Annotated in this window: 22 protein-coding genes; 9 read left to right on the forward strand and 13 right to left on the reverse strand. The window is 46.2% G+C overall.

Annotated features, from left to right (window positions below; all coding sequences use genetic code 11):
- Positions 1-8: 8 nt before the first annotated feature.
- From nudE to AB4503_RS18185, 3 genes are all read right to left on the reverse strand, one after another.
- On the reverse strand, positions 9-560 hold the full coding sequence (gene nudE / locus AB4503_RS18175) for an ADP compounds hydrolase NudE (RefSeq protein ID WP_372115498.1): 552 nt from the start codon (positions 558-560) through the stop codon (positions 9-11).
- Positions 561-849: 289 nt separating this feature from the next.
- The gene (gene nfuA / locus AB4503_RS18180) at positions 850-1,434 is read right to left on the reverse strand and encodes a Fe-S biogenesis protein NfuA (protein WP_004741449.1); all 585 of its coding nucleotides are present in this window, start codon (positions 1,432-1,434) and stop codon (positions 850-852) included.
- A gap of 109 nt (positions 1,435-1,543) precedes the next feature.
- Positions 1,544-2,257 (reverse strand): ComF family protein, encoded by a 714-nt coding sequence (locus tag AB4503_RS18185; RefSeq protein WP_170962812.1) that lies wholly within the window; start codon positions 2,255-2,257, stop codon positions 1,544-1,546.
- Positions 2,258-2,350: 93 nt separating this feature from the next.
- Between AB4503_RS18185 and bioH the strand changes: the two genes are divergently transcribed.
- Entirely contained in the window at positions 2,351-3,127 is a 777-nt protein-coding gene (bioH, locus tag AB4503_RS18190; RefSeq protein ID WP_372115499.1) for a pimeloyl-ACP methyl ester esterase BioH, read from the forward strand.
- Positions 3,128-3,482: 355 nt separating this feature from the next.
- Positions 3,483-3,956, forward strand: coding sequence for a hypothetical protein (locus AB4503_RS18195; RefSeq protein ID WP_017066129.1), 474 nt, complete (start codon positions 3,483-3,485; stop codon positions 3,954-3,956).
- Between the two features lie 126 nt (positions 3,957-4,082).
- On the opposite strand, the gene AB4503_RS18200 is transcribed toward AB4503_RS18195, so the two are convergent.
- Together AB4503_RS18200 and greB are read right to left on the reverse strand one after the other, a co-directional pair.
- Complete coding sequence (locus tag AB4503_RS18200; protein ID WP_372115500.1) at positions 4,083-6,413, reverse strand: Tex family protein; 2,331 nt, start codon at positions 6,411-6,413, stop codon at positions 4,083-4,085.
- Between the two features lie 664 nt (positions 6,414-7,077).
- Positions 7,078-7,560: a transcription elongation factor GreB gene (gene greB / locus AB4503_RS18205; protein WP_017063080.1), complete on the reverse strand. Its 483-nt coding sequence runs from the start codon at positions 7,558-7,560 to the stop codon at positions 7,078-7,080.
- 178 nt (positions 7,561-7,738) lie between these two features.
- Between greB and ompR the strand changes: the two genes are divergently transcribed.
- On the forward strand, positions 7,739-8,458 hold the full coding sequence (gene ompR, locus AB4503_RS18210) for a two-component system response regulator OmpR (protein ID WP_008218409.1): 720 nt from the start codon (positions 7,739-7,741) through the stop codon (positions 8,456-8,458).
- Positions 8,459-8,611: 153 nt separating this feature from the next.
- A complete protein-coding gene (envZ, locus tag AB4503_RS18215; RefSeq protein WP_102398527.1) occupies positions 8,612-9,907 on the forward strand; it encodes a two-component system sensor histidine kinase EnvZ in 1,296 nt (431 codons plus the stop codon).
- Positions 9,908-10,183: 276 nt separating this feature from the next.
- On the opposite strand, the gene recG is transcribed toward envZ, so the two are convergent.
- The 4 genes from recG to gmk form a co-directional block, all read right to left on the reverse strand.
- Complete coding sequence (gene recG, locus AB4503_RS18220) at positions 10,184-12,262, reverse strand: ATP-dependent DNA helicase RecG (RefSeq protein ID WP_372115501.1); 2,079 nt, start codon at positions 12,260-12,262, stop codon at positions 10,184-10,186.
- 177 nt (positions 12,263-12,439) lie between these two features.
- On the reverse strand, positions 12,440-14,566 hold the full coding sequence (gene spoT, locus AB4503_RS18225) for a bifunctional GTP diphosphokinase/guanosine-3',5'-bis pyrophosphate 3'-pyrophosphohydrolase (RefSeq protein WP_372115502.1): 2,127 nt from the start codon (positions 14,564-14,566) through the stop codon (positions 12,440-12,442).
- Between the two features lie 39 nt (positions 14,567-14,605).
- Positions 14,606-14,878, reverse strand: a complete 273-nt coding sequence (gene rpoZ / locus AB4503_RS18230) for a DNA-directed RNA polymerase subunit omega (RefSeq protein WP_009848003.1) — start codon at positions 14,876-14,878, stop codon at positions 14,606-14,608.
- Positions 14,879-14,997: 119 nt separating this feature from the next.
- Positions 14,998-15,621, reverse strand: coding sequence for a guanylate kinase (gene gmk, locus AB4503_RS18235; protein ID WP_017062466.1), 624 nt, complete (start codon positions 15,619-15,621; stop codon positions 14,998-15,000).
- 766 nt (positions 15,622-16,387) lie between these two features.
- Here gmk and AB4503_RS18240 point away from each other — a divergent pair.
- From AB4503_RS18240 to AB4503_RS18250, 3 genes are all read left to right on the forward strand, one after another.
- Positions 16,388-17,758: an NCS2 family permease gene (locus AB4503_RS18240; RefSeq protein ID WP_372115503.1), complete on the forward strand. Its 1,371-nt coding sequence runs from the start codon at positions 16,388-16,390 to the stop codon at positions 17,756-17,758.
- Positions 17,759-17,979: 221 nt separating this feature from the next.
- On the forward strand, positions 17,980-18,405 hold the full coding sequence (locus AB4503_RS18245) for a phosphate-starvation-inducible protein PsiE (RefSeq protein ID WP_017062464.1): 426 nt from the start codon (positions 17,980-17,982) through the stop codon (positions 18,403-18,405).
- A 311-nt stretch (positions 18,406-18,716) separates the two neighbouring features.
- On the forward strand, positions 18,717-18,929 hold the full coding sequence (locus AB4503_RS18250) for a cold-shock protein (RefSeq protein ID WP_004735656.1): 213 nt from the start codon (positions 18,717-18,719) through the stop codon (positions 18,927-18,929).
- A gap of 403 nt (positions 18,930-19,332) precedes the next feature.
- Here the strand turns inward: AB4503_RS18250 and AB4503_RS18255 are convergent, their stop codons facing one another.
- Positions 19,333-20,199 carry a YicC/YloC family endoribonuclease gene (locus AB4503_RS18255; protein WP_017059268.1) on the reverse strand — a complete coding sequence of 289 codons (867 nt, stop codon included), beginning with the start codon at positions 20,197-20,199 and terminating at the stop codon, positions 19,333-19,335.
- 248 nt (positions 20,200-20,447) lie between these two features.
- On the opposite strand from AB4503_RS18255, the gene rph reads away from it, so the two are divergent.
- Positions 20,448-21,164: a ribonuclease PH gene (rph, locus tag AB4503_RS18260; RefSeq protein WP_009847983.1), complete on the forward strand. Its 717-nt coding sequence runs from the start codon at positions 20,448-20,450 to the stop codon at positions 21,162-21,164.
- 107 nt (positions 21,165-21,271) lie between these two features.
- Positions 21,272-21,913 (forward strand): orotate phosphoribosyltransferase, encoded by a 642-nt coding sequence (gene pyrE, locus AB4503_RS18265; protein ID WP_017059267.1) that lies wholly within the window; start codon positions 21,272-21,274, stop codon positions 21,911-21,913.
- A gap of 77 nt (positions 21,914-21,990) precedes the next feature.
- On the opposite strand, the gene lpxL is transcribed toward pyrE, so the two are convergent.
- The 3 genes from lpxL to coaBC all read right to left on the reverse strand — a co-directional run bounded on the left by lpxL (position 21,991) and on the right by coaBC (position 24,982).
- On the reverse strand, positions 21,991-22,971 hold the full coding sequence (gene lpxL / locus AB4503_RS18270) for an LpxL/LpxP family Kdo(2)-lipid IV(A) lauroyl/palmitoleoyl acyltransferase (RefSeq protein WP_017063085.1): 981 nt from the start codon (positions 22,969-22,971) through the stop codon (positions 21,991-21,993).
- A 39-nt stretch (positions 22,972-23,010) separates the two neighbouring features.
- Positions 23,011-23,601 carry a nucleoid occlusion factor SlmA gene (gene slmA / locus AB4503_RS18275; RefSeq protein ID WP_004741428.1) on the reverse strand — a complete coding sequence of 197 codons (591 nt, stop codon included), beginning with the start codon at positions 23,599-23,601 and terminating at the stop codon, positions 23,011-23,013.
- A 139-nt stretch (positions 23,602-23,740) separates the two neighbouring features.
- A complete protein-coding gene (gene coaBC, locus AB4503_RS18280) occupies positions 23,741-24,982 on the reverse strand; it encodes a bifunctional phosphopantothenoylcysteine decarboxylase/phosphopantothenate--cysteine ligase CoaBC (RefSeq protein WP_017063087.1) in 1,242 nt (413 codons plus the stop codon).
- Positions 24,983-25,035: the final 53 nt, after the last annotated feature.

The raw sequence follows: 25,035 nt of genomic DNA on the forward strand, positions 1-25,035 counted from the left end.
TGAATGTTCTAGTTATTGTGTAATACACGAAGGCTTAAAAGCAGGGCTGTAATACTCCGAGCCTCACAGAAATCGAGATGTGTTAACAGTTCTTCGGCTTGAGCAAGTGGCCAGCGCACAATATCGAGAGGCTCTGGCTCATCACCTTCTAGCTTTTCTGGGTAGAGGTCTTCTGCAATAAACAGCGTCATTTTGCTAGAGAAGTAAGAGGGTGCAAGGATCACTTCCTTCAGCGGAGTAAGCTTGTTGGCACCGAAGCCTATCTCTTCTTTGAGTTCGCGAACGGCGGCTTCGTTTGGCTGCTCACCTGGATCAATCAGCCCTTTTGGAAAGCCAAGTTCGTAGCGTTCAGTTCCCGCTGCATATTCACGTACTAATAGAATATCGCCTTGCTCAGTAATAGGAACCATCATCACTGCGTTGCGCCCGCTGGGCTTCATGCGTTCGTAAGTGCGCTCTTCGCCGTTTGAAAAGCGTAAGTCGAGAGACTCGATAGAGAATAGTCTTGATTGAGCGACAGTTTGTTTAGCCAAAATCTCTGGCTTGGTCCTTTTCGTCATTGCGCTCGCTCCTTAGCTCATTGGAATTCTTTCTTATAAAGTCATTCTAATATAGGGGAAATGACCTTGAGTTCCTAGATCCGAGTTTTCATATCCGAAAATTATTGAAGCAGGAATCGATTACGATCACTTGAATACCTTACTCAAGATGGTAACGAGGTGAAAATATGGTTGTATAGCAAAAGAGTATAGAGAGAACGCGATAGTCCTAACTTGCTTATCCACATAACAAAAAAGGTTGATGCTTGCGCATCAACCTTTCAAATAACAACTAACACTAAATCAGTGATTAGTAGTAAGAGTGCTCACCACGATCGTGCTCAGTTGCATCACGAACAGCAGTCAGTTCACCTTCAAACTGTTGAAGAAGTTCTTTCTCGATGCCTTCTTTTAGCGTTACATCAACCATAGAACAACCGTTACAACCACCACCGAATGCTACAATAGCTGCGCCGTCTTCAGTGATTTCTACCAAGCTAACGTGACCGCCGTGACCAGCAAGTTGTGGGTTAACTTGTGTTTGAATTGCGTATTCAACACGTTCTAGAAGTGGTGCATCGTCTGCGACTTTACGCATCTTAGCGTTTGGTGCTTTAAGCGTTAGCTGAGAGCCCATTTTGTCAGTAACGAAGTCAATTTCAGCTTCATCTAGGAACGGTAGGCTTAGCTCATCTACGTATGCAGAGAAAGCTTCGAATTTAAGCTCTGTGTCAGACGCTTCGATAGCATCTGTTGGGCAGTAAGAAACACCACACTCAGCGTTTTGTGTGCCTGGGTTTACCACGAACACACGAATGTTTGTACCTTCAGGCTGCTGTGACAGCAGATTGGCAAAGTGAGTTTGAGCTGTTTCTGTAATAGTAATATTTGACACGACGAATACCTGAGTAGATTTGTAGGTTATTAGCGCCATTCTACTCCTGTCAGATTTGTAATTCAGCCCTTTTTTGTTGGATTGCTGTACAAGTAGTGATTCACAGCTTTTATCCAGAGGGCTCAGGAGTGCGGCAGATGCAGTAAATATCAATCCTTTTAACGTCCACTTCAAGTAGTAATTGGCATAATTGATACACAGTACTGCCGGTGGTTACAACATCATCAATTATCGCGACGTGAGAGGGGATAGTTCCTTGAACGTCTTGTTTTCGCAGCGCAAAAGCGCTCTTTAGATTGTGTAATCGTGCGGATTTAGTCAGCCCCTGCTGGGAAGCCGTTGAGCGAATTCGACGAAAGAGCACATCACTTTCAACGCCAAGCTCTTGAGCCGTGTAGTCGGCTAGCAGCTTACTTTGATTAAAGCCGCGATGAGTATATCGACGCCAATGCAGCGGCACGCTGGTGATCAGCGGAGCAGGATATTCGATACGTGATGCCAATAGCTTAGATAGATCACGTGCAAACCAAAACTTATCAGCGTACTTCATTTGCTGAATGTAACCTGCTGTAGGGAAGGTGTAATCGCCGACACAGTAGAGGCGATGCCAAGGTGGAGGTTGAGATAAGCACTGTCCGCACTGCTCTACTGTGAGCAGTGTTTTTAAACCACATCGTTGGCAGCGTGGTACTGGCTGAAAGAGTTTGAGACAAGAATTGCACCATCGAGGATGTGTATCACTGGGCAGTTTATCAAGTTTGCACAGGTGGCATTGAGGTGTGACCAGACGTGGTGTGTGTTTTTGTAGCCAATCGGATAACATAGCTCGTGATGCTTTTGGGTTATGGTGTTCCTTTTGCTCACCATACTGAAAAGCGCGGATTATCGCTGATGGAAAAAGTAGGGAATATTGAGAATGGGTGACGCGTTATATTGGCATGTTTCTGGGCAAGGGCCTGATTTAGTACTGGTTCACGGCTGGGGAATGAACGGTGCGGTATGGCAACAAACCGTTAATGCATTACAAGCTGATTTTCGAGTGCATGTTGTCGATTTACCAGGGTATGGACACAGCGCGCACTGCCACGCTCAAGATCTTGAAGAGATTGCTCAGCAGCTTTTGGCCGAAGCACCAAAGCAAGCGATTTGGGTGGGTTGGTCACTTGGAGGCTTGGTCGCAACGCACATGGCTCTCCATCACTCAGATTACGTGAGCAAGCTGGTGACTGTCGCCAGTTCTCCCAAATTCGCCGCTGCAAAAGAGCCCGTGTTATGGCGAGGCATTCAGCCCAACGTATTAAGCGCATTCACCGAGCAACTGGTTGAAGATTTCCAAACCACCATCGAACGCTTTATGGCATTGCAAGCCATGGGCAGCCCTTCAGCAAGGCAAGATGTAAAACAACTCAAGCAAGCGGTGCTGTCTCGCCCGTTGCCGAACCCTGACTCATTATTGGCAGGATTAAAGATGCTGTCGGATGTCGATCTGCGTGAACAACTGCCTGAGATTTCAGTACCAATGCTACGCTTGTATGGTCGATTAGATGGATTGGTGCCAATCAAGGTTGCGAAAGACTTAGGCACAGCCTTGCCTCATACCGAGCAATACATATTTACCCAGTCTTCGCATGCACCGTTTATGACCGAAGCGGATGCCTTTTGCAGTGAGCTTGTCAGCTTCGCACAAAAATAATTGCTAAATATATATCCGGCTTGGTCGATATATAAGCTAATACCAATCACAGTAAGTAAGTGTTCAAAAATAGCGTAGGTAAAAGGCTTGAGAACAAGGCAGCTTTTTTTTGACAAGTAGTTTCGATAAGTAGTTATTCTACAATCAAAAAATCTAACGCCGTTATCGAGCATTTTAACAAGCTAGGATGATCAGTTATTTACTACGATTGGTATAACACCAACGTGTTGCATGATACTCAGACCTAACTCTCTCCAGAGCTGATTGCGCTAAGTTGGGCTATGCCTGTTGTGCTGACTCACAGTACAACAGCGTTATAGCAAAAACGATGGGCGATTCTTGAGGAGAGTTCGCGATGATTGTGTCACCTGCAACTGCAGTGAGTGTGCCACTAATCGCCCCGTCCGTTAATGTGCAAACAGAGCAAGTTGCGCGTGATAATAGAGTCCGAGAACCTATTGCTCCCGCAGTAGCATTGGCGAGAACCAATGCAGAGCGTAAGGTAAAATCAGACGATAAACGAAGGCAGCAGTCGGCTTGGGATCCTTCAGACCATCCAGGTTATGAAATGGAGAACGAGTCAGAGGCCAATTCGGTTAGCCAAGAAGAGCCACAAGACCCTTTTGATCGGCTGTTCAGCTTATTGGCACTGAAAACATACAGTGCTGATCAAGGCAAAGGTTATACCATGCGTTTCCGCCTGCCAAAGCATGTTTTAGATGCGGCGATTCAGGAAGGACAGATGGAGAAACGACGTAAGGTCATAAAGTATCATTATGGTCATGCTGTTGCGCCTCATGCTCCATCAGAGATGTTGGTGGTCTTATAAATCAAAAGTTTACGAGTCAACCAAGCTTCGATGTCTTTTTTGAACACATAATAAAAAAACCTGCATACCCTAAGGGATGCAGGTTTTCTGTTTTAAGCACATCAGCTTTTTAGATGAGCTAATGGATTACTTTTTCGCTTTAGCAAAAGCGGCAGCGAATGCTCCACCCATTGCAGCGTTTTGTTGCGGCTCTTCACGACGGCGTTGGCCACCTTGCGAGTTTTGATTCGAGCGGTTTTGTGTACGAGGTGCACTTGAACGTTGAGCACGGTTGTCTTGTCCAGGCTCGTCCTTCATACGCATGCTCAGTGCAATACGTTTACGCTGAACATCCACTTCCATCACCTTCACTTTCACGATGTCGCCCGCTTTAACCACTTCACGTGGGTCAGAGACAAAGCGATCGGTGAGTGCTGAAATATGCACTAAGCCATCTTGGTGAACACCAATATCAACGAAGGCACCAAAGTTAGCCACGTTCGATACCACACCTTCTAGAATCATGCCTGGTTCTAGGTCTGAAACGCTGTTTACGCCATCTGCGAAGGTTGCAGTCTTGAACTCAGGGCGAGGGTCGCGTCCCGGCTTATCCAGCTCCTTGATGATGTCGGTGACCGTTGGAACACCAAAGTTTTCATTGGTGTAATCAACCGCGTGCAAACCACGTAAGAAGTCGGTGTTACCTACCAGAGATTTGATGTCTTTGTGGTTTTTCTCGGCAATGGTTTTCACTACTGGGTAAGCTTCTGGGTGAACCGATGATGCATCTAACGGGTTCTTACCATCCATAATACGTAGGAAACCAGCACACTGTTCAAAGGCTTTTGGCCCTAAGCGAGCGACTTTCTTTAGCGTAGTACGTGCTTCGAAGCGACCATTCTCATCACGGAAATCCACGATGTTCTGAGCGATGGTGCTAGAAAGGCCGGCTACGCGAGTCAGTAGCGCGGCAGACGCTGTATTCACATCAACGCCTACGGCGTTTACACAGTCTTCGACAATCGCATCTAGGCGCTTAGCGAGCATAGTTTGGCTCACATCGTGTTGGTATTGGCCCACACCGATCGATTTAGGGTCAATCTTCACTAGCTCTGCCAGTGGATCTTGCAGACGACGAGCAATAGACACCGCACCACGAATTGATACATCCATGTTCGGGAACTCTTTTGCAGCTAGTTCAGACGCGGAATACACCGATGCGCCCGCTTCGCTAACAATGATCTTTTGCGCTTTTAGGTTGCCGCGTTTAATTACGTCAGCCACAAAGCTGTCGGTTTCGCGTGAAGCCGTACCGTTACCAATCGCAATCAAATCAACATTGAATTGACGAACCATCTGCTCAACCACGTGTGCCGATTTGTCGTATTGCTTTTGAGGTGGGTGAGGGTAAATAGTTTCTGTTGCCAAAACCTTACCGGTTGAATCCACGACAGCGATTTTCGAACCGGTACGTAAACCTGGGTCCAAGCCTAAGGTTGCTCGAGGACCAGCTGGCGCTGCCATGAGTAGGTCTTTTAGGTTGGTTGCGAATACTTCAATCGCTTCGATCTCTGCACGCTCTTTCATTGCGCCCATCAATTCAGTTTCCATGTGCATAGAAACCTTGATGCGCCATGCCCAGCTAATCACTTGCTTACGCCAAGCATCCGCAGGAGCACTGCTCAGAGTAATGCCGTAGTGATCAGAGATAATGTTCTCACAGTAAGAACCACGAGCGCCTTCTTCTTGCTCAGGATCGGCATTCATCGCCAGTGTTAGGAAGCCTTCATTGCGGCCACGCAGCATGGCAAGTGCACGGTGAGACGGCACTTTGCTGAGTGTTTCGTTGTGCTCGAAGTAGTCTTTGAACTTCTCGCCTTCTTGCTCTTTACCTGTCACTACACGAGCGACTAGCTCTGAGTTGCGTGTTAGGTGTTGGCGAATCTTTTCTAGTAGGTTTGCGTCTTCCGCAATGCGTTCCATGATGATCGCACGAGCACCATCGAGAGCAGCTTTGGTATCGGCAATGCCTTTATCGTTGCTGATGAAGTTCGCCGCTTCGGTTTCTGGATCGTGCTGTGGTGCATTCCACAGTGTGTCGGCAAGTGGTTCTAAGCCTGCTTCGATAGCAATTTGACCTTTAGTGCGACGCTTTGGTTTGTATGGCAGGTATAAATCTTCTAAGCGAGTCTTGCTGTCAGCCTGAGTTATATCACGCTCGAGTTCTGGCGTGAGTTTTCCTTGGTCTTGAATCGACTTAAGAATTGTTTGGCGACGATCGTCTAGCTCGCGAAGGTATGAAAGGCGGCTATCAAGGTTACGTAGTTGGGTATCGTCTAAGCCACCCGTAACTTCTTTACGGTAGCGGGCAATAAAGGGAACGGTGTTACCGTCGTCAATTAGGTTTACTGCGGCAGTGACTTGCTCAGAACGGACATTCAGTTCTTCAGCGATCAGTCGACAGATAGCTTGGCTCATCCGATGAATCTCTTATTTAATATCATGACAAATACATGGGGGTGAGCGTACGCTTTTTCTAGCTTTGGCTGTGTAATTATCCTGTCAGAAGTCGAATTTCCGTTTCTGATACCCGCTTTGTGCGAGATCTCTTACAAGTGATGTGAGACTAAGTCGCTTTAGACCGATGAAATCGTCTTGATGTTACACTAAGTTGCTGATTTTATTTGATTGTGTGTTTGTGGGCGTATTTCTCACCTGAAATGTTTTTTAAGACTATCTAGGAAACACGGCCATTTGCCGTAATATTTAACTTGTCGACAGGGAGTTGGCAGGAACAGGAAAAAGCCTAATGGACTAGGTATCTTCAGGATGAAGATTTGATTACTTAGGATGAGTGGTCAGCAAGGAAGTGATAATCTCTGGATGAGATTCGCCAGTCAGGATGACAGGCTAGAATGGACACCGCTAGGATGGCGATGAACAAAAAGGAAATTGGTTAAAGGATTTAGCCACTATCAAGGAAAGATGCAGGGAGCACCTTATCTCGAAGAGATAAACAGTAGCCGGATTGCTGCGATAGAGACTTAACCCCGCTAGGCGAAAGCCTTGCGGGGTTTTCTTTTATCTGGAGTTTGGGTTTGCTTGAACACTCAGCTCATCGCTAGGTGTTTATTAGGTTTGGTTATTCGTTGTCTGCGTAGCAAATTGAGTTAATGAACCACTCTTTGTCGCCTTCTGGTGTTTTTACCGTAAACTCATCATCCACTTCTTTCTTGAGCAGAGCTCTAGCCATTGGTGAGTCGATAGATATATAGCCTTTAGCATCGCCGTAGATCTCTTCTGGGCCGACAATTCGAAACTTCTTAATTTCCCCATCATCATTCTCAATTTCGACCCAAGCACCGAAAAAGACCTTACCTTCTTGTTGAGGTGAGTAATCCACGATCGTGACATCAGGTAGGAACTTTCTTAAGAAACGCACTCGGCGATCAATCTGACGAAGCAAACGCTTATTGAAGGTGTAATCTGCGTTTTCTGAACGATCTCCTAGGCTTGCAGCCCAAGTGACTATTTTGGTGATCTCTGGACGCTTCTCGTGCCATAAGTGGTCATGTTCTGCTTTGAGTTTGTTATAACCTTCTCGGGTGATAAGTTTGGTTTTCATAAATCTGACTTAATGAAATGATGATCTAAGATAGAATATATAGAAAGGCAACATACGTTAACAATTATTTAGGCGACTTTTTCTCCAATAATGTTACATTTTTAATGTCTTATACCAATATACAATTTACCAAGAATGCTTAACCTTAGGTTTAAGCTTTAATAGGTGGAACCATTACATGCAAGAAAACTACAAAATTTTAGTGGTCGATGACGATGCTCGTTTACGTGCACTGTTAGAACGCTATCTGTCAGAGCAGGGCTTTCAAGTGCGTAGCGTGGCAAACAGTGAGCAGATGGACCGCCTGTTAACCCGTGAAAATTTTCACTTGATGGTATTGGATTTAATGTTGCCGGGCGAAGATGGTCTATCGATCTGTCGTCGTCTACGAAACGCAAACAACTCGCTACCAATCCTGATGCTTACTGCAAAGGGTGATGAAGTGGATCGCATTGTGGGCTTGGAAGTGGGTGCTGATGATTACCTGCCAAAACCATTTAATCCACGTGAACTGCTTGCTCGTATTAAAGCTGTACTGCGTCGCCAAGTCATTGAAGCGCCGGGCGCACCAAGTACAGAAGAGTCTGTGGTTGAATTTGGTGAATTCCGTTTGAACCTAGGTACTCGCGAAATGTTCCGCGGTGAAGAGCCAATGCCGCTTACTTCGGGTGAATTTGCGGTTCTTAAGTCCTTGGTAACGAATGCTCGTGAGCCAATGTCTCGCGATAAGCTGATGAACATGGCTCGTGGCCGTGAGTATTCAGCAATGGAACGTTCTATCGATGTTCAGATTTCACGTCTGCGTCGTCTAGTTGAAGAAGATCCAAGCAAACCTCGCTACATCCAAACGGTGTGGGGCTTGGGTTATGTATTCGTTCCAGATGGCAAAGCTGTGTAATTCAGCTTAATAAGCCCTACAGTAGCTTTATCGATTCTGTGAATTTTACGGGTCATCTCATTAATATGCGATGGCCCGTTTTCTATTCAGCACAATGGTTTAGAGTTATAGTCATATAACACTTTCTTTATCTTTCTACATCTCGGGTACCCCATGCGTATACGTAGCTCCTTTACTCAGTCGATAGTGCTTTTCTTAACGCTATTGGTCGCTAGCCAAATTTTTTCTTATTACGCGGTGTTTAACTATGCGTTGATGCCAAGTTTGCAGCAGTTTAATAAGATTTTGGCTCACGAGCTAAACCTGGTATTGGACCAAGGCAGTGATATCGAGATCGATGCGCCATTGCGTCAGCGTGTGCTTGAACAGCTCGGGGTAACCGTTCACGCCAAGGGCAGCGAAGCGGCGGGTGAGTATTACCATGCGGTCGCAATCGACCTGATGAGTGAGGAGATGACCAAGGAGCTAGGTTCTGAAACTGAAGTGCGGCTGATCTTGGGTAAAGAGAGCTATGTGCTTTGGATGGACATTGCGCAGTTACCCAACTCTTTAATTCGTATTCCGTTATCAGAGCTGCAAGAAGAGGATTTTGCACCACTGTTTCGTAACAGTCTGATCATGGCGCTGTTGATTGTCGCAGGTGGTTGGCTGTTTATCCGATTGCAAAACCGTCCGTTGATAGCGCTAGAGAAAGCGGCGCAAGGTGTCGGGCGAGGTGATATTCCACCGCCATTGCCAGTTCAAGGCGCACAAGAGATTCGCTCGGTAACTCGAGCCTTTAACCAGATGTCGAAAGGCATCCAAGAGCTAGAAGAAGACCGCGCCTTGTTGATGGCGGGTATCAGCCATGATTTACGTACTCCGTTAACGCGTATTCGCTTAGCGACTGAGATGATGTCACCAGAGGATGCCTACTTAGCTGAGGGGATTATCAGTGATACCGAAGAGTGTAATGAAATCATCAGCCAGTTCATGGATTACCTAAAGCCTGTCGACCGAGATTCATTCCAAGCGGTGTTTGTCGATGATATTGCTCGTGAGGTATCGAGCTCTGAGGGTGGCTACGAGGTTCAGATTGAAACCGATATTCCAGAATCGATGAAGCCAGCGCTAGGTAATCCGATCGCGATGAAGCGTGCTGTGAGCAACTTGGTGGTGAATGCGCTGCGTTACGGTAATGGTTGGGTCAAGGTATCAACTGGTATGACGGCGGATAACAAGCTTGCTTGGGTGACGGTAGAAGATAACGGGCCGGGTATTCCACAAGACCAGATCGGAAAGCTGTTTGAACCTTTCACGCGTGGTGACACGGCTCGTGGTAGCGAAGGAACGGGCTTGGGCTTAGCAATTGTGAAACGTATCGTTAGCCAGCATCAAGGTGCTGTTGTGGTCAATAACCGCAGTGAAGGTGGCTTAAAAGCGCAGATCAGTTTCCCGGTTAAGCCCTAGTTATCATCGGTCCGTTTGATGACGATAAGTTCGGTTCGGGGAACGGTTAAGAGATCCCCGACTCGGTCATTCTTCCCTCTCCGAGGATGACGAATTGCTAACCATGGACTTTGATGATGAAAGTTTACTTTGATCGTCATTCCCTATCGTGAGGAACGAGCGAATAGGGAATCTCGCTCTTGCTTGATGAAAGTAACGCACACTAAAAAGGCTTCCTTGAGGAAGCCTTTTTTACGTTTGAACACGGTCTCAGTGTTAACTATGCCTTAGTGTTAACTACGCCTTAGAGTAAACATCGCGTTCACCCAACCAACGGTTGATGATCGCCTTAGCATTGTCTGGGTAGCTATCGTGAATATGACGCGCAATACGCTGCACTTCAGGTATCAAACGTTGGTCACGAATTAGATCGGCGATCTTGAAATCAGCCAAGCCAGTTTGTTTGGTACCGAGCAATTCACCGGGGCCACGGATTTCTAAGTCGCGCTGTGCAATCACAAAGCCATCGTTACTTTCACGTAGCACACCTAGGCGTTTCTGAGCGGTTTTAGACAGCGGAGAGTGATACAACAATACACAATGACTTGCGACCGAACCTCGGCCGACACGGCCACGCAGTTGGTGCAGTTGCGCTAGGCCAAGACGTTCTGGGTTCTCGATGATCATTAAGCTCGAATTCGGAACATCCACGCCCACTTCAATCACGGTTGTCGCAACCAATAGATGCAGCTTGTTCTCTTTGAACTCTCTCATCACCGCCTGTTTCTCGGCGGGTTTCATTCGGCCGTGCACCAAGCCAATTTTTACGTCAGGCAGTTTGCGTTGTAGCTCTTCTGCTGTATCAGCTGCAGCTTGAGCTTCCAGTACTTCCGATTCATCAATCAGCGTACATACCCAGTAGGCTTGTTTGCCTTCATTGAGACACGCATTTTTCACACGTTCAACAATGTCATCGCGCTTGGTATCAGGAATTGCCACGGTTTGAATTGGGGTTCGTCCCGGTGGCAGTTCATCAATAATCGAAGTTTCGAGGTCGGCATAGGCCGTCATTGCTAACGTTCGTGGGATTGGGGTAGCGGTCATGACCAACTGATGGGGGTAGTAGCCTTGCTTTGCGCCTTTCTCACGTAGCTCTAATCGCTGGTGGACACCAAATCGGTGTTGCTCATCAATGATCACTAAACCAAGGTTTTTGAACTCGACATGCTCTTGGAACAGGGCATGAGTACCGACCACCATTTGCGCTTCGCCACTGGCAATACGTGTTAGTTCAGTTTCACGAGCTTTGCCTTTGAGCTTACCTGCTAGCCATCCAACTTGAATACCCATTGCCTCAAACCAGTTGGCAAAGTTAATCGCGTGTTGTTCTGCGAGTAGTTCAGTGGGTGCCATAAGTGCTACTTGTTGACCGTGTTCCAATGCGCGAACCGCCGCCAGTGCAGCGACTAAGGTTTTACCAGAGCCCACATCACCTTGCACTAAACGCATCATAGGATGCGGCTTTTCCAAGTCAGCTTCGATCTCTTTGGTCACTCGTGCTTGGGCATTGGTTGGTGAAAACGGCAGCTGAGCCAGTAGCTTATCTTTAAGGGTGTTTACTGGAGGAAAAGGCATTGCCTTGTCTTGCTGCCCTTTGCTACGAACAGACAACATAGACAGGTTTTGAGCCAGTAACTCTTCCATAATTAGGCGCAGTTGCGCAGGGTGCTTGCCTTCATCAAACAGCTCTAGGTCAATGCCCGGGGGCGGCCTGTGAATGGTATGCAGTGCTTGTGCGAGGGTAATTTGGTGGTCGTATAAACCTGATGGGAGAAGCTCGTTAACTGCGGCCTTGTCGATTAGCTCTAAGGCTTGATCGGTAAGATTACGCAGCGTGACTTGTCTTAGCCCTTCGGTGGTTGGGTACACCGGAGTCAGATTGGCTTCAACGTCTGGCTGTTGCCTCGGCGCAAAGAATTTGTAGTTCGGATGGACGATCTCAAGCCCCATATTACCGCGCTTGATCTCACCATAAGCATGCACTTGTTTGCCTTCGGCAAAGTTATTCTTCATGCCTGCAGTGAAGTTGAAAAAACGCAGTGTAATAGTGCCATTACCATCACTGATCTTTACTGCGAGCATCTTACGTTTACCGAAAATGGTATCGACGTGCATTACCTTGCCTTGCACTGCTGCCCATAAACCAGCATGCAGTTTTACGATTGGATAGATACGCGTTCGATCTTCGTAGCGCAAAGGCAGGTGAAACAGTAAATCTTGTACGTTGTTAAGCCCAACCTTCTCCAGTTTCTCTGCGACTTTAGCGCCGACTCCAGATAAAGAGTTGAGAGGGATAGCAGATAAAAGCTGTGACATAACAAGGCTCATAAACATAAGAGAGATAATCTATTCAAGCATTTTACTGGATTTTTGTACAGGCAGGAATGGGAGGGAGCGCGGTAAATACTAGGATTACGGTTATAAAAATCCCCTTAAGCGATAAAGCATTAAGGGGATCTAAATTCTTGGCAAAACTATTATCAAGTTTAAACGTTAGTTCTTACGACGTCTTACTTTCAGCGCGTGTGGCATCACACGTAGCTTTTTCATAATACTTGCAAGATGAACACGATCTTTGGTGGTCAGCAAGATAGTCACTGTGTACAGGCGTCCATCACGTTCTTCAGTTGAAATACCGTGAATGTTCGAGCCTGTTTTCGAGATAACGTTAGTTAACTCAGCCAGTGCACCTTGGTGATTCTGCAGATCAACCTGAAGTTCAGCAGTGAACTCTTGGTCGTAATCGTCAGACCATTCAACCGCCATGTATTTGTCTGGTTCTTTCTGGTAACCACGAACGTTTGGACACGTTTCACGGTGAACCACAAGGCCACGACCTGGCGATACATGGGCAATGATGTGATCATCTGGAATCGGGTGACAACAGTTAGCGAACGTCAGTAGTAGACCTTCAGCACCACGGATCGGAAGTTTCTTCCTCGGTGTGTCACTGTTGTTTTCTACTTCAGTCAGTTCGTCAGCATCACCAAGCAGACGACGAGCAATTACGATACTCATCAGCTCACCAAGACCAATCGACGCCAGTAAGTCTTCAACGCTTTCTAGGCGTAAGTCAGACAATACATGGTCAATATTCTCTTGGCCGATATCGGCAATAGAGTGTTCGCCAAGTGCATGATTCAGTAAACGACGGCCTAGCGTGATCGACTCTTCACGACGCATGGTTTTTAGAACCTGACGGATCTTTGTACGTGCGCGTGAGGTCACTACGTAGTTGAGCCATGCTGCATTCGGACGTGCGCCCGGAGCACTGATGATCTCAATAGTTTGACCGTTCTTCAGCGATTTGCTGAGTGGGTAAGGGTTCATGTCTACACGAGCACCTACACACATGTTGCCGACATCGGTATGCACCGCGTAAGCAAAATCGACCGCTGTTGCGCCTGCCGGAAGCTCGACAATGCGACCCTTCGGCGTGAACACGAAGATCTCATCTGGGAACAGATCAGACTTAACGTTTTCAATGAATTCGAATGAGTTACCCGCGCTTTGTTGCAGCTCAAGTAAGCTCTGCATCCAACGTTGTGCTTTAACCTGTGCGGTTGTGCCATTACTGCTGCGTGAGCCGTTGCCTTTGTAAGACCAGTGCGCTGCGACACCTTTGTCTGCCATTTGATCCATATCTTCAGTACGGATCTGAACTTCAACTGGCACCCCGTGAGGGCCGATCATTGACGTGTGCAGAGATTGGTAGCCGTTGGCTTTTGGTACCGCAATGTAATCTTTCATGCGGCCAGGGCGAGGCTTGTACAGGCTGTGAGCCTGACCAAGTACGCGATAACAAGTATCTGGGGTATCAACCACGACGCGGAAAGCGTAGATGTCCATAATGGTGTGGAAGCGCTGCTCTTTAGTTTTCATCTTGTTGTAGATGGAGAACAGGTTTTTTTCACGACCAAGTACGCGAGCAGGCAAACCGACCTCTTCAAGGCGGCCTTCAATTTCGCTATGGATACGTTGGATCATTTCCTTACGGTTACCACGCGCAGCTTTCACTACGTTTTTAAGTACGCGATAACGGTTAGGATAGAGGGCTTCAAAGCCCAGCTCTTCTAGTTCGGTCTTGATGTTATGAATACCAAGACGGTGAGCTAGTGGAGAATAAATCTCTAGGGTTTCACGAGCAATACGACGCTTTTTGTCAGGACGAAGTGCCCCAAGCGTGCGCATGTTGTGAGTACGGTCAGCTAATTTGATCAAGATAACGCGGATGTCTTGCACCATGGCGAGAACCATCTTGCGGAAGTTCTCTGCTTGCGCTTCTTTGCGATCACGAAATTTAAGCTTATCCAGCTTAGATACACCATCAACCAATTCAGCAACGGTATTGCCAAATTTTGCCTCTAGATCTTCTTTAGTGACATCACAGTCTTCGATGACATCATGAAGCAGAGCAGCTTGCAGGGTTTCGATATCCAGACGCATTTCTGCCAGGATTCTTGAAACAGCTACAGGGTGGATAATGTATGGTTCACCGCTTGAGCGGGTTTGCCCTTCATGGGCGTCTCTCGCTACCACATAAGATTGGCGCAGAGCCTCAATTTGAGGCTCTGTTAGGTATTCTTGGGCAACGTCTTTGAGGCTATCGAATAGATACAAATTAAAGGCCCGGAAGGTTAATTAGTTCGAATGACGTTCTTAACGAGTGTGAGCGATGCTGCTTACTGCTGCAAGTTCAGCCGCTTCTTGCTCTTGTTGCTCTTGACGTTCACGAGCATCTAGTACGTCTTTAGTGATAAGACCTTCTTCGATTTCGCGAAGAGCGATAACCGTTGGCTTATCGTTTTCTTCAGGCACTAGTGAATCTTTACCGCCAGTTTGCATTTGACGTGCGCGGCGAGCCGCAATAAGAACTAGGTCGAAACGGTTGCCAACTTTTTCAACAGCGTCTTGAACAGTTACGCGTGCCATGAGGACTCCAAATAGTAATTAACTAATAAATTTTTGATGACGAGAAAGTATACAAGTTTAACTAGATACTTTCTAGATCACCGTATACTTATCTCAATAGAAAATCTAGGGGATCTAGATTATTCCGCTAATAAAGCAGTAAGCATGCCGCTGTATTTCGCTGCTTGCTTATCTTCTTTTAAGCGTTCCGCACGAATGATAGCTCTGAAGTCCATTAGGGCTGCATCAAAGTCGTCATTCACGATCACATAATCATATTCTGCATAGTGAGAAATCTCTGATTTTGCTTCGCTCATGCGTTTCGCAATAACTTCGTCGCTGTCTTGACCGCGAACATTCAAACGACGCTCTAGCTCACCATTTGATGGTGGAAGAATGAATACACTCTTCGCTTGAGGCATTTGTTCACGGATCTGACGAGCACCTTGCCAGTCGATATCTAGGAACACATCGATACCGCGGTTTAGGTTTTCTTCAATCCAAACGCGTGAAGTACCGTAGTAGTTGCCGAACACTTCAGCGTACTCTAGGAATTCACCTTTAGTAATAAGGTCTTCAAAATGATGCTTCTCTACGAAGTGGTAGTGAACACCATTTTCTTCACCAGGGCGCATACCGCGAGTGGTGTGTGAAACAGATACCTTCATTGCGTAGGTTGGATTGGTTTCTAGCATTGCTGAGATCAAGCTCGACTTACCTGCGCCACTAGGTGCAGATACGATGTAAAGAGTACCTTTGCCCATCTGTATATTTCCACTGTTGGTTGGATTGAGTGAAGGCAATAAACCTACACTTTAAAAGATAGCACTGACTCTAATTTTTGTTCCGATGGCGCATCTACTAATTGTGCCGTTGGTTACGTCTATAAAGAGATAACGAGTAAAACTAATAGAAGCAACTGGTGAAAATTAGGTCAGAAAAATGGAGGCGAAGAGTAGCATATTTAGATGATTGAGAACAACTGGCTTGATCGTTATTTATCAGCAAATGATCTTCTCAAAGATCTTTGTATAAATGTAATGACTCGTCATCGGTACTTTTTTATGTGATCTGGACAAAATTTGTTGAAGTTTTAATCTCAATCCTTACAATCCGCGCAAACGATTAAATGCTGTATATATCTAGGGTCTGTTGACCTTTCGCGATGGAGTTTTGTTCGAGAAAAAATCGTTTTAGGCGCGGCAAGGAGTTTGTAGCCTAGTATTCTAAGTAAAGACTCCTTAACAAAGCATAAAACGATTTTAGCCGAACCCTTCGGGCAGCGTTTGTTGGTGATTTCTACTGCGTTATCGACTTCTTATGTAGGCTAGCTACACTTCAAAGTCTCTGCCTTGTAGAAATCCCCAACAACTCGCTGCAAAAATCATCTCGAAGGGCCAACAGACCCTACTAGACTAGATGTTTCTACTACCGAGCCTACCTTGGTGACTACAGTTTTTAGTGTAGATACCTCTCTATTCTCACAGCATTTGAATCACCAAATTCTTAATTTATTGCAAAGGTTTTGTTGTGAGTACCGATTCCACCCTGAAAGCCCAGAACACCTCTGGCTCGCTTGATTCGATGTTTAAAATCACTGAAAGAAAAACCACGATTGGCACTGAGCTGTATGCGGGTTTCATTACTTTCTTGGCGATGAGTTACATTCTGGCGGTTAACCCAGCAATTTTGGGTGATATTCCAGGCATGGACAAAGGTGCCGTGTTTACTGCAACGGCTCTGTCTGCGGCAATCGCAACCCTAATTATGGGCATTTGGGGCAACTATCCTGTAATGCTAGCGCCGGGCATGAGTATGAACGGCTTTTTCAAAGGTCTGCTGTTAAGTGGATCTGTTGCCGTGCTTTGGAATGAAGCGCTGTTCGGTATATTCCTATCTGGTATTTTGTACCTTGCGTTCTCATTGACCAATATTCGTAAATCGATGATTGAATCGATTCCTGAAGATTTGAAGTTGGCGATTACCGTGTCTCTCGGACTGTTCATTGCTTTCTTAGGTCTTAAGAATGCGGGCATCATCGTTTCTAACCCATTCGTATTGGTAGGCTTAGGCGACATTTCTGATCCAAAAGTGATCATCGCTTACGTGAGCATCTTCATCGCACTGGGTTGTATGGTTCGTGACATCAAGCTAGCAACGTTCATCTCATTCGTTTCTGCTATCGTGTTGACGATTCTTGCTGACGTCTTCATGGGCACTTCAAACGCACCAATCCCAGAGCAGTTCATTGCTATGCCACCAAGCATGGCTGGCAGCTTCGGCGCTATCTTCGATTTCTCTGCTTTCACGCCAGAGAAAATGTTCGACTTACTGTTCATCGTACTTATCTTCTTGATTGTCGATTTCTTTGATGGCTTGAGCACCATTGTCGGCGTTGGCCGTGATGCGGGTATCATCGATAAAGACGGCAAGGTGCCAAACGCGAAATCGGCTCTAGTAGCAGATGCGGGCGGTACTGTGATTGGTTCAATTCTTGGTACCACATCGATCACTGCTTTCTCTGAGTCTGGCATCGCTTCTTCTCAAGGTGCAAAAACGGGTTTGGCAGCAGTCATGGTGGCTGGTCTGTTCCTAATCTCGCTATTCCTATACCCAATCTTCTCTATCTTCTCGGCTGCAATGGTTGCACCGGCGATGGTAGTAGTCGGCATCTACATGGTAGGTCGTCTTGGTCAGATCAACTGGGAAAAGAAAGAGTCACGCATTGCAGCCTTCTTTACCATCATGTTCACAGTGCTAAGCTTCTCTCCAGCGAACGGTATGGCGATGGGCTTCATCAGCTACGCATTCACAATGGTTGTGGCAGGTAAGCGCAAAGAAGTACACTCGCTTATCTACGGACTGTGTGTGGTGTTCTTAACTTACCTGATTCTGCTTTAAGGCTAATTAGTCACTAAGAAGTCGCTAAGTAAAAGACAAACAGATGGCTCTGCAGTGAATGCGGGGCCATTTTTGTATTTGTTGCTTTTTACCGTTGCTTCTTAATGTTGGTTACCGATGAGTTGATGGCGTTAGCCTAAAGTCGGTGCTTTGACAGTACGTGACTTATATTGATGCATGCTATTGTAGAGACTGGATTAATTATTTTTTGAAGAGTGACTATGCCTTCTCACTTACCTAAATCTTTTAGTAAGCCGTTTTTAAAAGTATTCCACATTATGGAAGCGGTATTGCTGGTGGCGATCACGCTCGCGACCTTGTTTGCGATGGTCGAAGAGTTCATGCATGTCTTCGCTGAACGCCGAGTGCAATTGACCGACATTCTGCTGATGTTTATCTATTTAGAAGTGTTGGCGATGGTTCAGCAGTTTGTGATGAACGGTAAGATCCCAGTGCGATACCCAATCTATATCGCGATGATGGCGATTGCTCGTTACATCACTTTGGGCATGAAAGAACTCGATGCGGTATTGATCGTTTGGTTATCTTTAGCGGCATTTATCTTAGCAGCAGCAACTCTGTTGATTCGAGTCGGTCACCATTACTGGCCATATGTCGATCTCAGAACTAAGCAGCCGGACGAGTAAATTTTTTGAGATCAAAGTCTTACAAATCAAGCCCGGCGACCTAGCTGGGCTTGAATTCAAGCCAACCGAACAAAAAAAACATCAATTATTTTCAAATAAAGCTTTACAACCCGACCCAGATCACCAAGAATGGCGTCGCTCTGTTTTCAGAGTTATTAAATGAAACATCAGTTGTAAAGTAAAACCCTTAGTATTGCTTCATTGTTATTCTCAGTGTTTCCCTTGGCTTCATAGATACATTAAATAATTCAAGCTTTCAGCGCATCGCACTTTTGGCGATTAATTTTTTATTTTTATATAAGGGACACATCATGTCTAACAAAACAAACGGCGTAGTAAAATGGTTTAACGAAGAGAAAGGTTTCGGTTTCCTAACTCAAGACAACGGCGGCGCTGACGTATTCGTTCACTTCCGTGCTATCGCATCTGAAGGTTTCAAGACTCTTAAAGAAGGCCAACAAGTGTCTTTCGAAGTAGAGCAAGGCCAAAAAGGTCTTCAAGCTGCAAACGTTGTAGCTCTATAAGATTTTAAGTCGACGCAGGTTGCATTAGCAACTTGCGTCACTTTCCCAGCTTAATCTTCACTTTCTATACCTCTTCTGCTTTAACTTCTTATCTCCTGTTTAGAAATTTTTATTTCCCTCTGAAATACCCTTAATACCTTTTTACTCTCGTTATCCCATTATTTCGTTATACCCACTACTTCGTTACCCCCTTATCGCAATCCACAATCTATACTTCGTTCTAAGTTACTTTTCCGGTTCAACTCTCTGATCTCCGATTTTTGCTCATTTACTTACGGTGATTGGCATTATTGTATCCACAAAAAAAGCCCCTAAAACTAGGAGCTTATCTTGATCTAATCAACACTTTAGTTAATCAACACTGATTCAGTTAATGGCTATTCAGCGTGTTACTGACAAACTGTTATTCAATATTCTGAATTTGCTCACGCATCTGTTCGATAAGAACCTTAAGCTCTACGCCCGATGCTGTGATGTCTGTGCTGATAGACTTAGACGCTAGCGTGTTTGACTCACGGTTGAACTCTTGCATCATGAAGTCTAGCTTACGGCCACAAGCGCCACCTTTCTTCAGTACTGCATTTGCTTCTTTCACGTGAGAATCTAGACGGTCTAGCTCTTCTGCTACGTCTGACTTCTGCGCAAGTAGGATAAGCTCTTGCTCAACACGAGAACCTTCCAGTTCGATTTTCGCATCTTCAAATTTGGTAAGAAGACGCTCACGTTGCCACTCTAGGATCTCAGGCATGCGTGCACGAACTTTCACTACTTCTTCAGTGATTGCATCTAAGCGCTGTACGATTAGCGCCTTCATGTTCTCACCTTCACGAGCACGAGCATCAATGAACTCTGCGATAGCATCGTTGAATGCTTCAAGTAGGTCTTTGTTGATGGCATCCATGTCTTGCTCTGGCGTTTCCATCACACCAGGCCAATTCATGACTTGGAATGGGTTCAAACGGCTGTCTTCACCTGTCATCGTCATTACTTGGTTCGCAGCATTGATTACTTGCTGAGCCAAACCTTCGTTAATGCTTAGTTCGCCCTTTGCAGCAGGGTTTGCTTCAAAGCGTAGGTTACATTCAACCTTACCGCGTGCAAGACGCTTACGGAAACGCTCACGCAAGATTGGCTCTAAACCACGGAACTGTTCAGGCATACGGAAGTAAGTTTCTAGGTAGCGTTGGTTTACACTACGGATTTCCCATACTGCGCTGCCCCAATCGCCTTTTACTTCTTTGCGTGCGTACGCGGTCATACTATAAATCATCGAATTTTCCTGTCTTTTATCATTCTGAAAATAACGCGCACGCATAGTATCACGATATGGTGTGCTCTCGAAGCCTGTCGCTTTTCACTGTAAATAGCCTTTCGTGATAAATAGCTTTGAACGGTAAATAGATTTGCACGATAAACTGCTATATAATCTTGCCCCAATCAAAACTGTCTCACCCCTTTCTTAGGTGATGCACTCTTTCGATAGTAAATCACTTCAGACTGTTAATAAGGTAGATACCAATGCGTCCAAATGACCGCGCTGTAGATCAAATTCGTCCAATTAAAATTACTCGTAACTACACAGCTTATGCTGAAGGTTCTGTATTAGTTGAGTTCGGCAACACTAAAGTTCTATGTAATGCGACGGTAGAAGAAAACGTACCGCGTTGGTTAAAAGGCCAAGGAAAGGGTTGGGTAACGGCTGAATACGGCATGCTGCCACGTGCAACGCACACTCGTAACCGTCGTGAAGCGGCGAGCGGCAAGCAAGGTGGTCGTACGATGGAAATCCAACGTCTGATCGCTCGTAGCCTACGTGCTGTTGTTGACCTGAAAGTAATGGGTGAAATTATGATCACTGTCGATTGTGATGTTATCCAAGCAGACGGCGGTACTCGTACTGCTTCTATCTCAGGTGCAAGCGTTGCAATGGCTGATGCTATCAACAGCCTACTAGCAAGCGGCAAACTGAAAAAGAACCCAATGAAAGGCCACGTAGCGGCAGTTTCAGTGGGCATCGTTGGTGCACAAGCACTGTGTGACCTTGAGTACGTTGAAGACTCAGCAGCCGATACCGACATGAACGTTGTAATGACGGAAGACGGTAAGATGATTGAGATTCAAGGTACCGCAGAAGGCGAACCGTTCAGCCACGAAGAGCTGATGCAGCTTTTAGCCCTGGCTAATAAGGGCATTGCCGATATCGTCGAAGCGCAGAAAGCTGCGTTGGCCGACTAGTCATTTTTAATAGCTCCCAATTTGGGGGCTATTTTTTTGTCTGTAAAACCTGAAAGGGTGGTACAGGGCGTAAGTTAAGTTTTATTGAGTAAACATAGAGGATGAGCATGAAAGCATATCAACGTGAATTTATTGAATTTGCACTAGAGAAAGAAGTACTTAAGTTTGGTGAGTTTACTTTAAAGTCTGGCCGCAAGAGCCCTTACTTCTTCAATGCTGGATTGTTTAATACAGGTCGTGACCTAGCGCGCTTAGGTCGCTTCTACGCAGCAGCATTGGCTGATTCTGGCATTGAGTTTGATGTACTATTTGGTCCTGCATACAAAGGTATCCCAATTGCAACGACGACAGCGGTTGCACTAGCGGATCACCACGATGTAGACACGCCTTACTGCTTCAACCGTAAAGAAGCGAAAAACCACGGTGAAGGTGGCAACCTTGTCGGTAGCGCGCTTGAAGGTCGCATCATGTTAGTGGACGACGTGATCACTGCAGGTACTGCGATTCGTGAGTCGATGGAAATCATCCAAGCAAATGGCGCTGATTTAGCGGGCGTGCTTGTTGCTATCGACCGTCAAGAGAAGGGCAAAGGCGAACTGTCTGCGATTCAAGAAGTTGAGCGTGACTTCGGTTGTGCGATTATCTCAATCGTTAGCCTGACTGACTTGGTGACTTTCCTTGAAGAGAAAGGCACAGACGCAGCACATCTAGAGTCAGTAAAAGCATACCGCGCTCAATACGGCATCTAATACTACTCGTAATTAGACTATAGAATGCACAAGGGGCTGATGATTCATCAGCCCCTTTCCTTTTGGTTCAGTATTCATTATTTATAACGAATGCCGCGCTCCACTTCTGGGTCTTCCATGGTCTTAAAGCGCTTGTGCAGCCACATCCACTGTTCTGGTGCTCTTAAGATAATCTTCTCAAGGTAGCGGTTCATGTAGGCGGCAGCCGCTTTCTCATCTTTCTGTGGATAGTCATCTTCAATTGATTCATCGGCCATGATCTCATATTTGCCATCGGCATTTCTAAAACCAGACCCCGGAACAAGTGCACATCGGCTAGTGTAAGCTAGGATACTGGTGCCTGTTGTGGTACACGCATCTTCTACTGCGAAGAAAGGCACAAACACAGACTTGTTACGACCGTAATCATGATCCGGTAGGTAGAAAAGGATCTCACCCTGACGCAGGATTCGAATCATACGCTTCACGTCTTTACGGTGAATCAGGCGGTTGCCGTTCTGAGTACGACCACGGTATTGAATGAATTCATAAGCCGGATTGTTGTGCGGGCGATAAACACCTAAACCTGAAATACCGAGAACAGCCATTGCTCGCGCAGTGATCTCTAGGTTTAAGGCATGCACACAGCATAGAAGAACACCTTTACCGTTAGCTTTGTGCGTACGCAGTGTTTGGGTGTCTTTATCTACTAGGATGCGCTTGAAGCGCCACGTAGGCCAAAACCAGGTAATGCCGGTTTCGATGAGTGCCATACCTGTGTTCTTAAAGTTCTCACTGACCATTGCCGCGACTTCATCTGCTGGCTTGTCTGGGAAGGCGAGCTCCAAGTTACGTGTTGCTACCGCGACGCGCTTTTTACCATAGCGAGCACCCAAAGAGCCTAACGATCGGCCTAACAGCAGTAAGAGGCGATAAGGGAGAACGTTAACAATAAGCGCCAATAACCCAAAACCAAACCATACACCCCAATATTTAGGGTGAAGTAGAGCTAGAGTAAAAGGCGGCTTAGTAATCACGTGTTGTGCTGTGCCGTTTGCTGAAGAAGTTTTCGTCGTCATAACCATCACTTAAGATTTGATTGCCACTTAATTTGATTGCTACTTAATCTGAGCGCTTAGCAGTGCCCAATAAGCATCAAAGTTTTCTGTTGGTTGATATTTGAAGTCTGAGCGAACAAATCGATTCAAGCTGCCTTCAACTTGACCGAGCAGTTGAGCGGCTAAGATTTTCTCATCAACCGGGAATGATTTCCCTTCACGAAGCTTTCTTTCACGCAGGATCTGGCGAAGTTGCGTCTCAATGCGTTCGAAAAGTTGGTTGATGCGATCACGCAGGCGTTCATTTTCAAACATTAGAGCATGACCAGATAAAATTCGAGTCAGGCCTGGGTTACGTTCTGAGAAAACTAAGATAAGTTGTAGTACTAGGCGTATGCGCTCTAGCGTGTCTTTCTCTTCATCCAGAATACGGTTGATTCGAGACATCAACGCTTCTTCAATGAACTCGATCAGGCCTTCAAACATGCGGGCTTTGCTTGGGAAGTGGCGGTATAACGCAGCTTCAGAAACACCCACTTGCTTGGCCAACTTTACCGTTGTGATACGAGAAGCACCTTCGGTCGATTCCAACATTTGTGCGAGAGCTTGTAGGATTTCTTCACGACGGTTTGATTTTCGAGTACCAGCCATCTATTTACTTCCTTTCCTAAAGATGAGGATTGAGTGAAGAAGGATTATAAACACCATTCAATTCTGTTTCCTAGTTTTGTAAGCCCTAGGTCAACAGAATCGAGAGGTGTCAGCAGATTATCAGAGCAAATTTGTGCGTTTATACATTAATAAGCTGTTGGATCTGATCGAGGATCTGGAAACCAAGTGTGTCTTTGCTTTCCAGTGGCAGAGATTTATCGCCGCCTTTCCAATAAAGGTGCAGCTCATTGCTACTGCTATTGAAGCCTTGGCCTTCAACTGAGACGTCGTTGGCGCAGATCATATCGAGGTTCTTTCTTTCCAGTTTACCGCGTGCGTACTTCTCAACATCTTGAGTTTCTGCTGCGAAGCCGACAGTAAATGGGCGACCTTCGGTCATTGAAGCGACAGAAGCGACAATATCTGGGTTTTTAACCATTTGAATGGTCATGTCGTCTTTACCGTCGACCTTTTTAAGCTTTTGGTCTGCAATGGTCTCAGGGCGGTAATCGGCAACTGCGGCGCAGCTGATGAAAATATCGTGTTGAGAAGCGTTAGCAGTAACGGCATCAAACATCTGTTGTGCGCTGTCGACATCAATACGATTAACTTTATTTGGCGTTGCTAATGAAACAGGGCCGCTGATTAGAGTCACTGTTGCGCCTTGTTTCGCGGCTGCTTCAGCCAGTGCATAGCCCATCTTGCCCGAGCTGTGGTTGGTAATGTAACGCACCGGGTCAATCGCTTCACGAGTCGGGCCTGCAGTAATAAGCACAGAACGGCCAGCAAGTGGCTTAGGTTGGAAGAAGTCTTCACAGCGATGCACGAGCTGCATTGGCTCTAACATACGACCCATACCGACATCACCACACGCTTGCTCGCCAGCCGCCGGTCCCCAAATCTCACAACCACGACGTTTTAGTGTCGCAATGTTCTCTTGAGTCGCAGGGTGGCTGTACATTTGTTGATTCATTGCCGGAGATACCGCAACTGGCGCATCGGTTGCTAAAACCAAAGTGGTCAGTAGGTCGTTACCCATGCCCGCTGTCATACGAGCAATCAGGTCTGCGGTTGCTGGCGCTAGTAATACCAAGTCAGCCCACTTTGCGAGCTCGATGTGCCCCATGGAAGCCTCAGCAGCAGGATCAAGCAAACTATCAGACACTGGCCTTCCAGAGACGGCTTGCATGGTGAGAGGAGTAATGAACTCCTTGGCTGCATTCGTCATCACGACTTGTACTTGTGCTCCACGTTCAATTAAGCGTCGAGTCAGTTCGGCACATTTATACGCAGCGATACCACCACTAATGCCAAGTAGGATTTTTTTCCCAGCCAGGCCTTGTAGGTCAGCGTTATCCAGTTGATTAACCAATGTTTGCATGATTCTGTTCCTTAATTTCTCTGCGACTTACGATATCAGAACAAAGGATAAGT

Origin of the sequence: Vibrio sp. 10N.222.55.B11, assembly GCF_041473705.1 — a bacterium.
Taxonomy (GTDB): Bacteria; Pseudomonadota; Gammaproteobacteria; order Enterobacterales; family Vibrionaceae; genus Vibrio; species Vibrio crassostreae_C.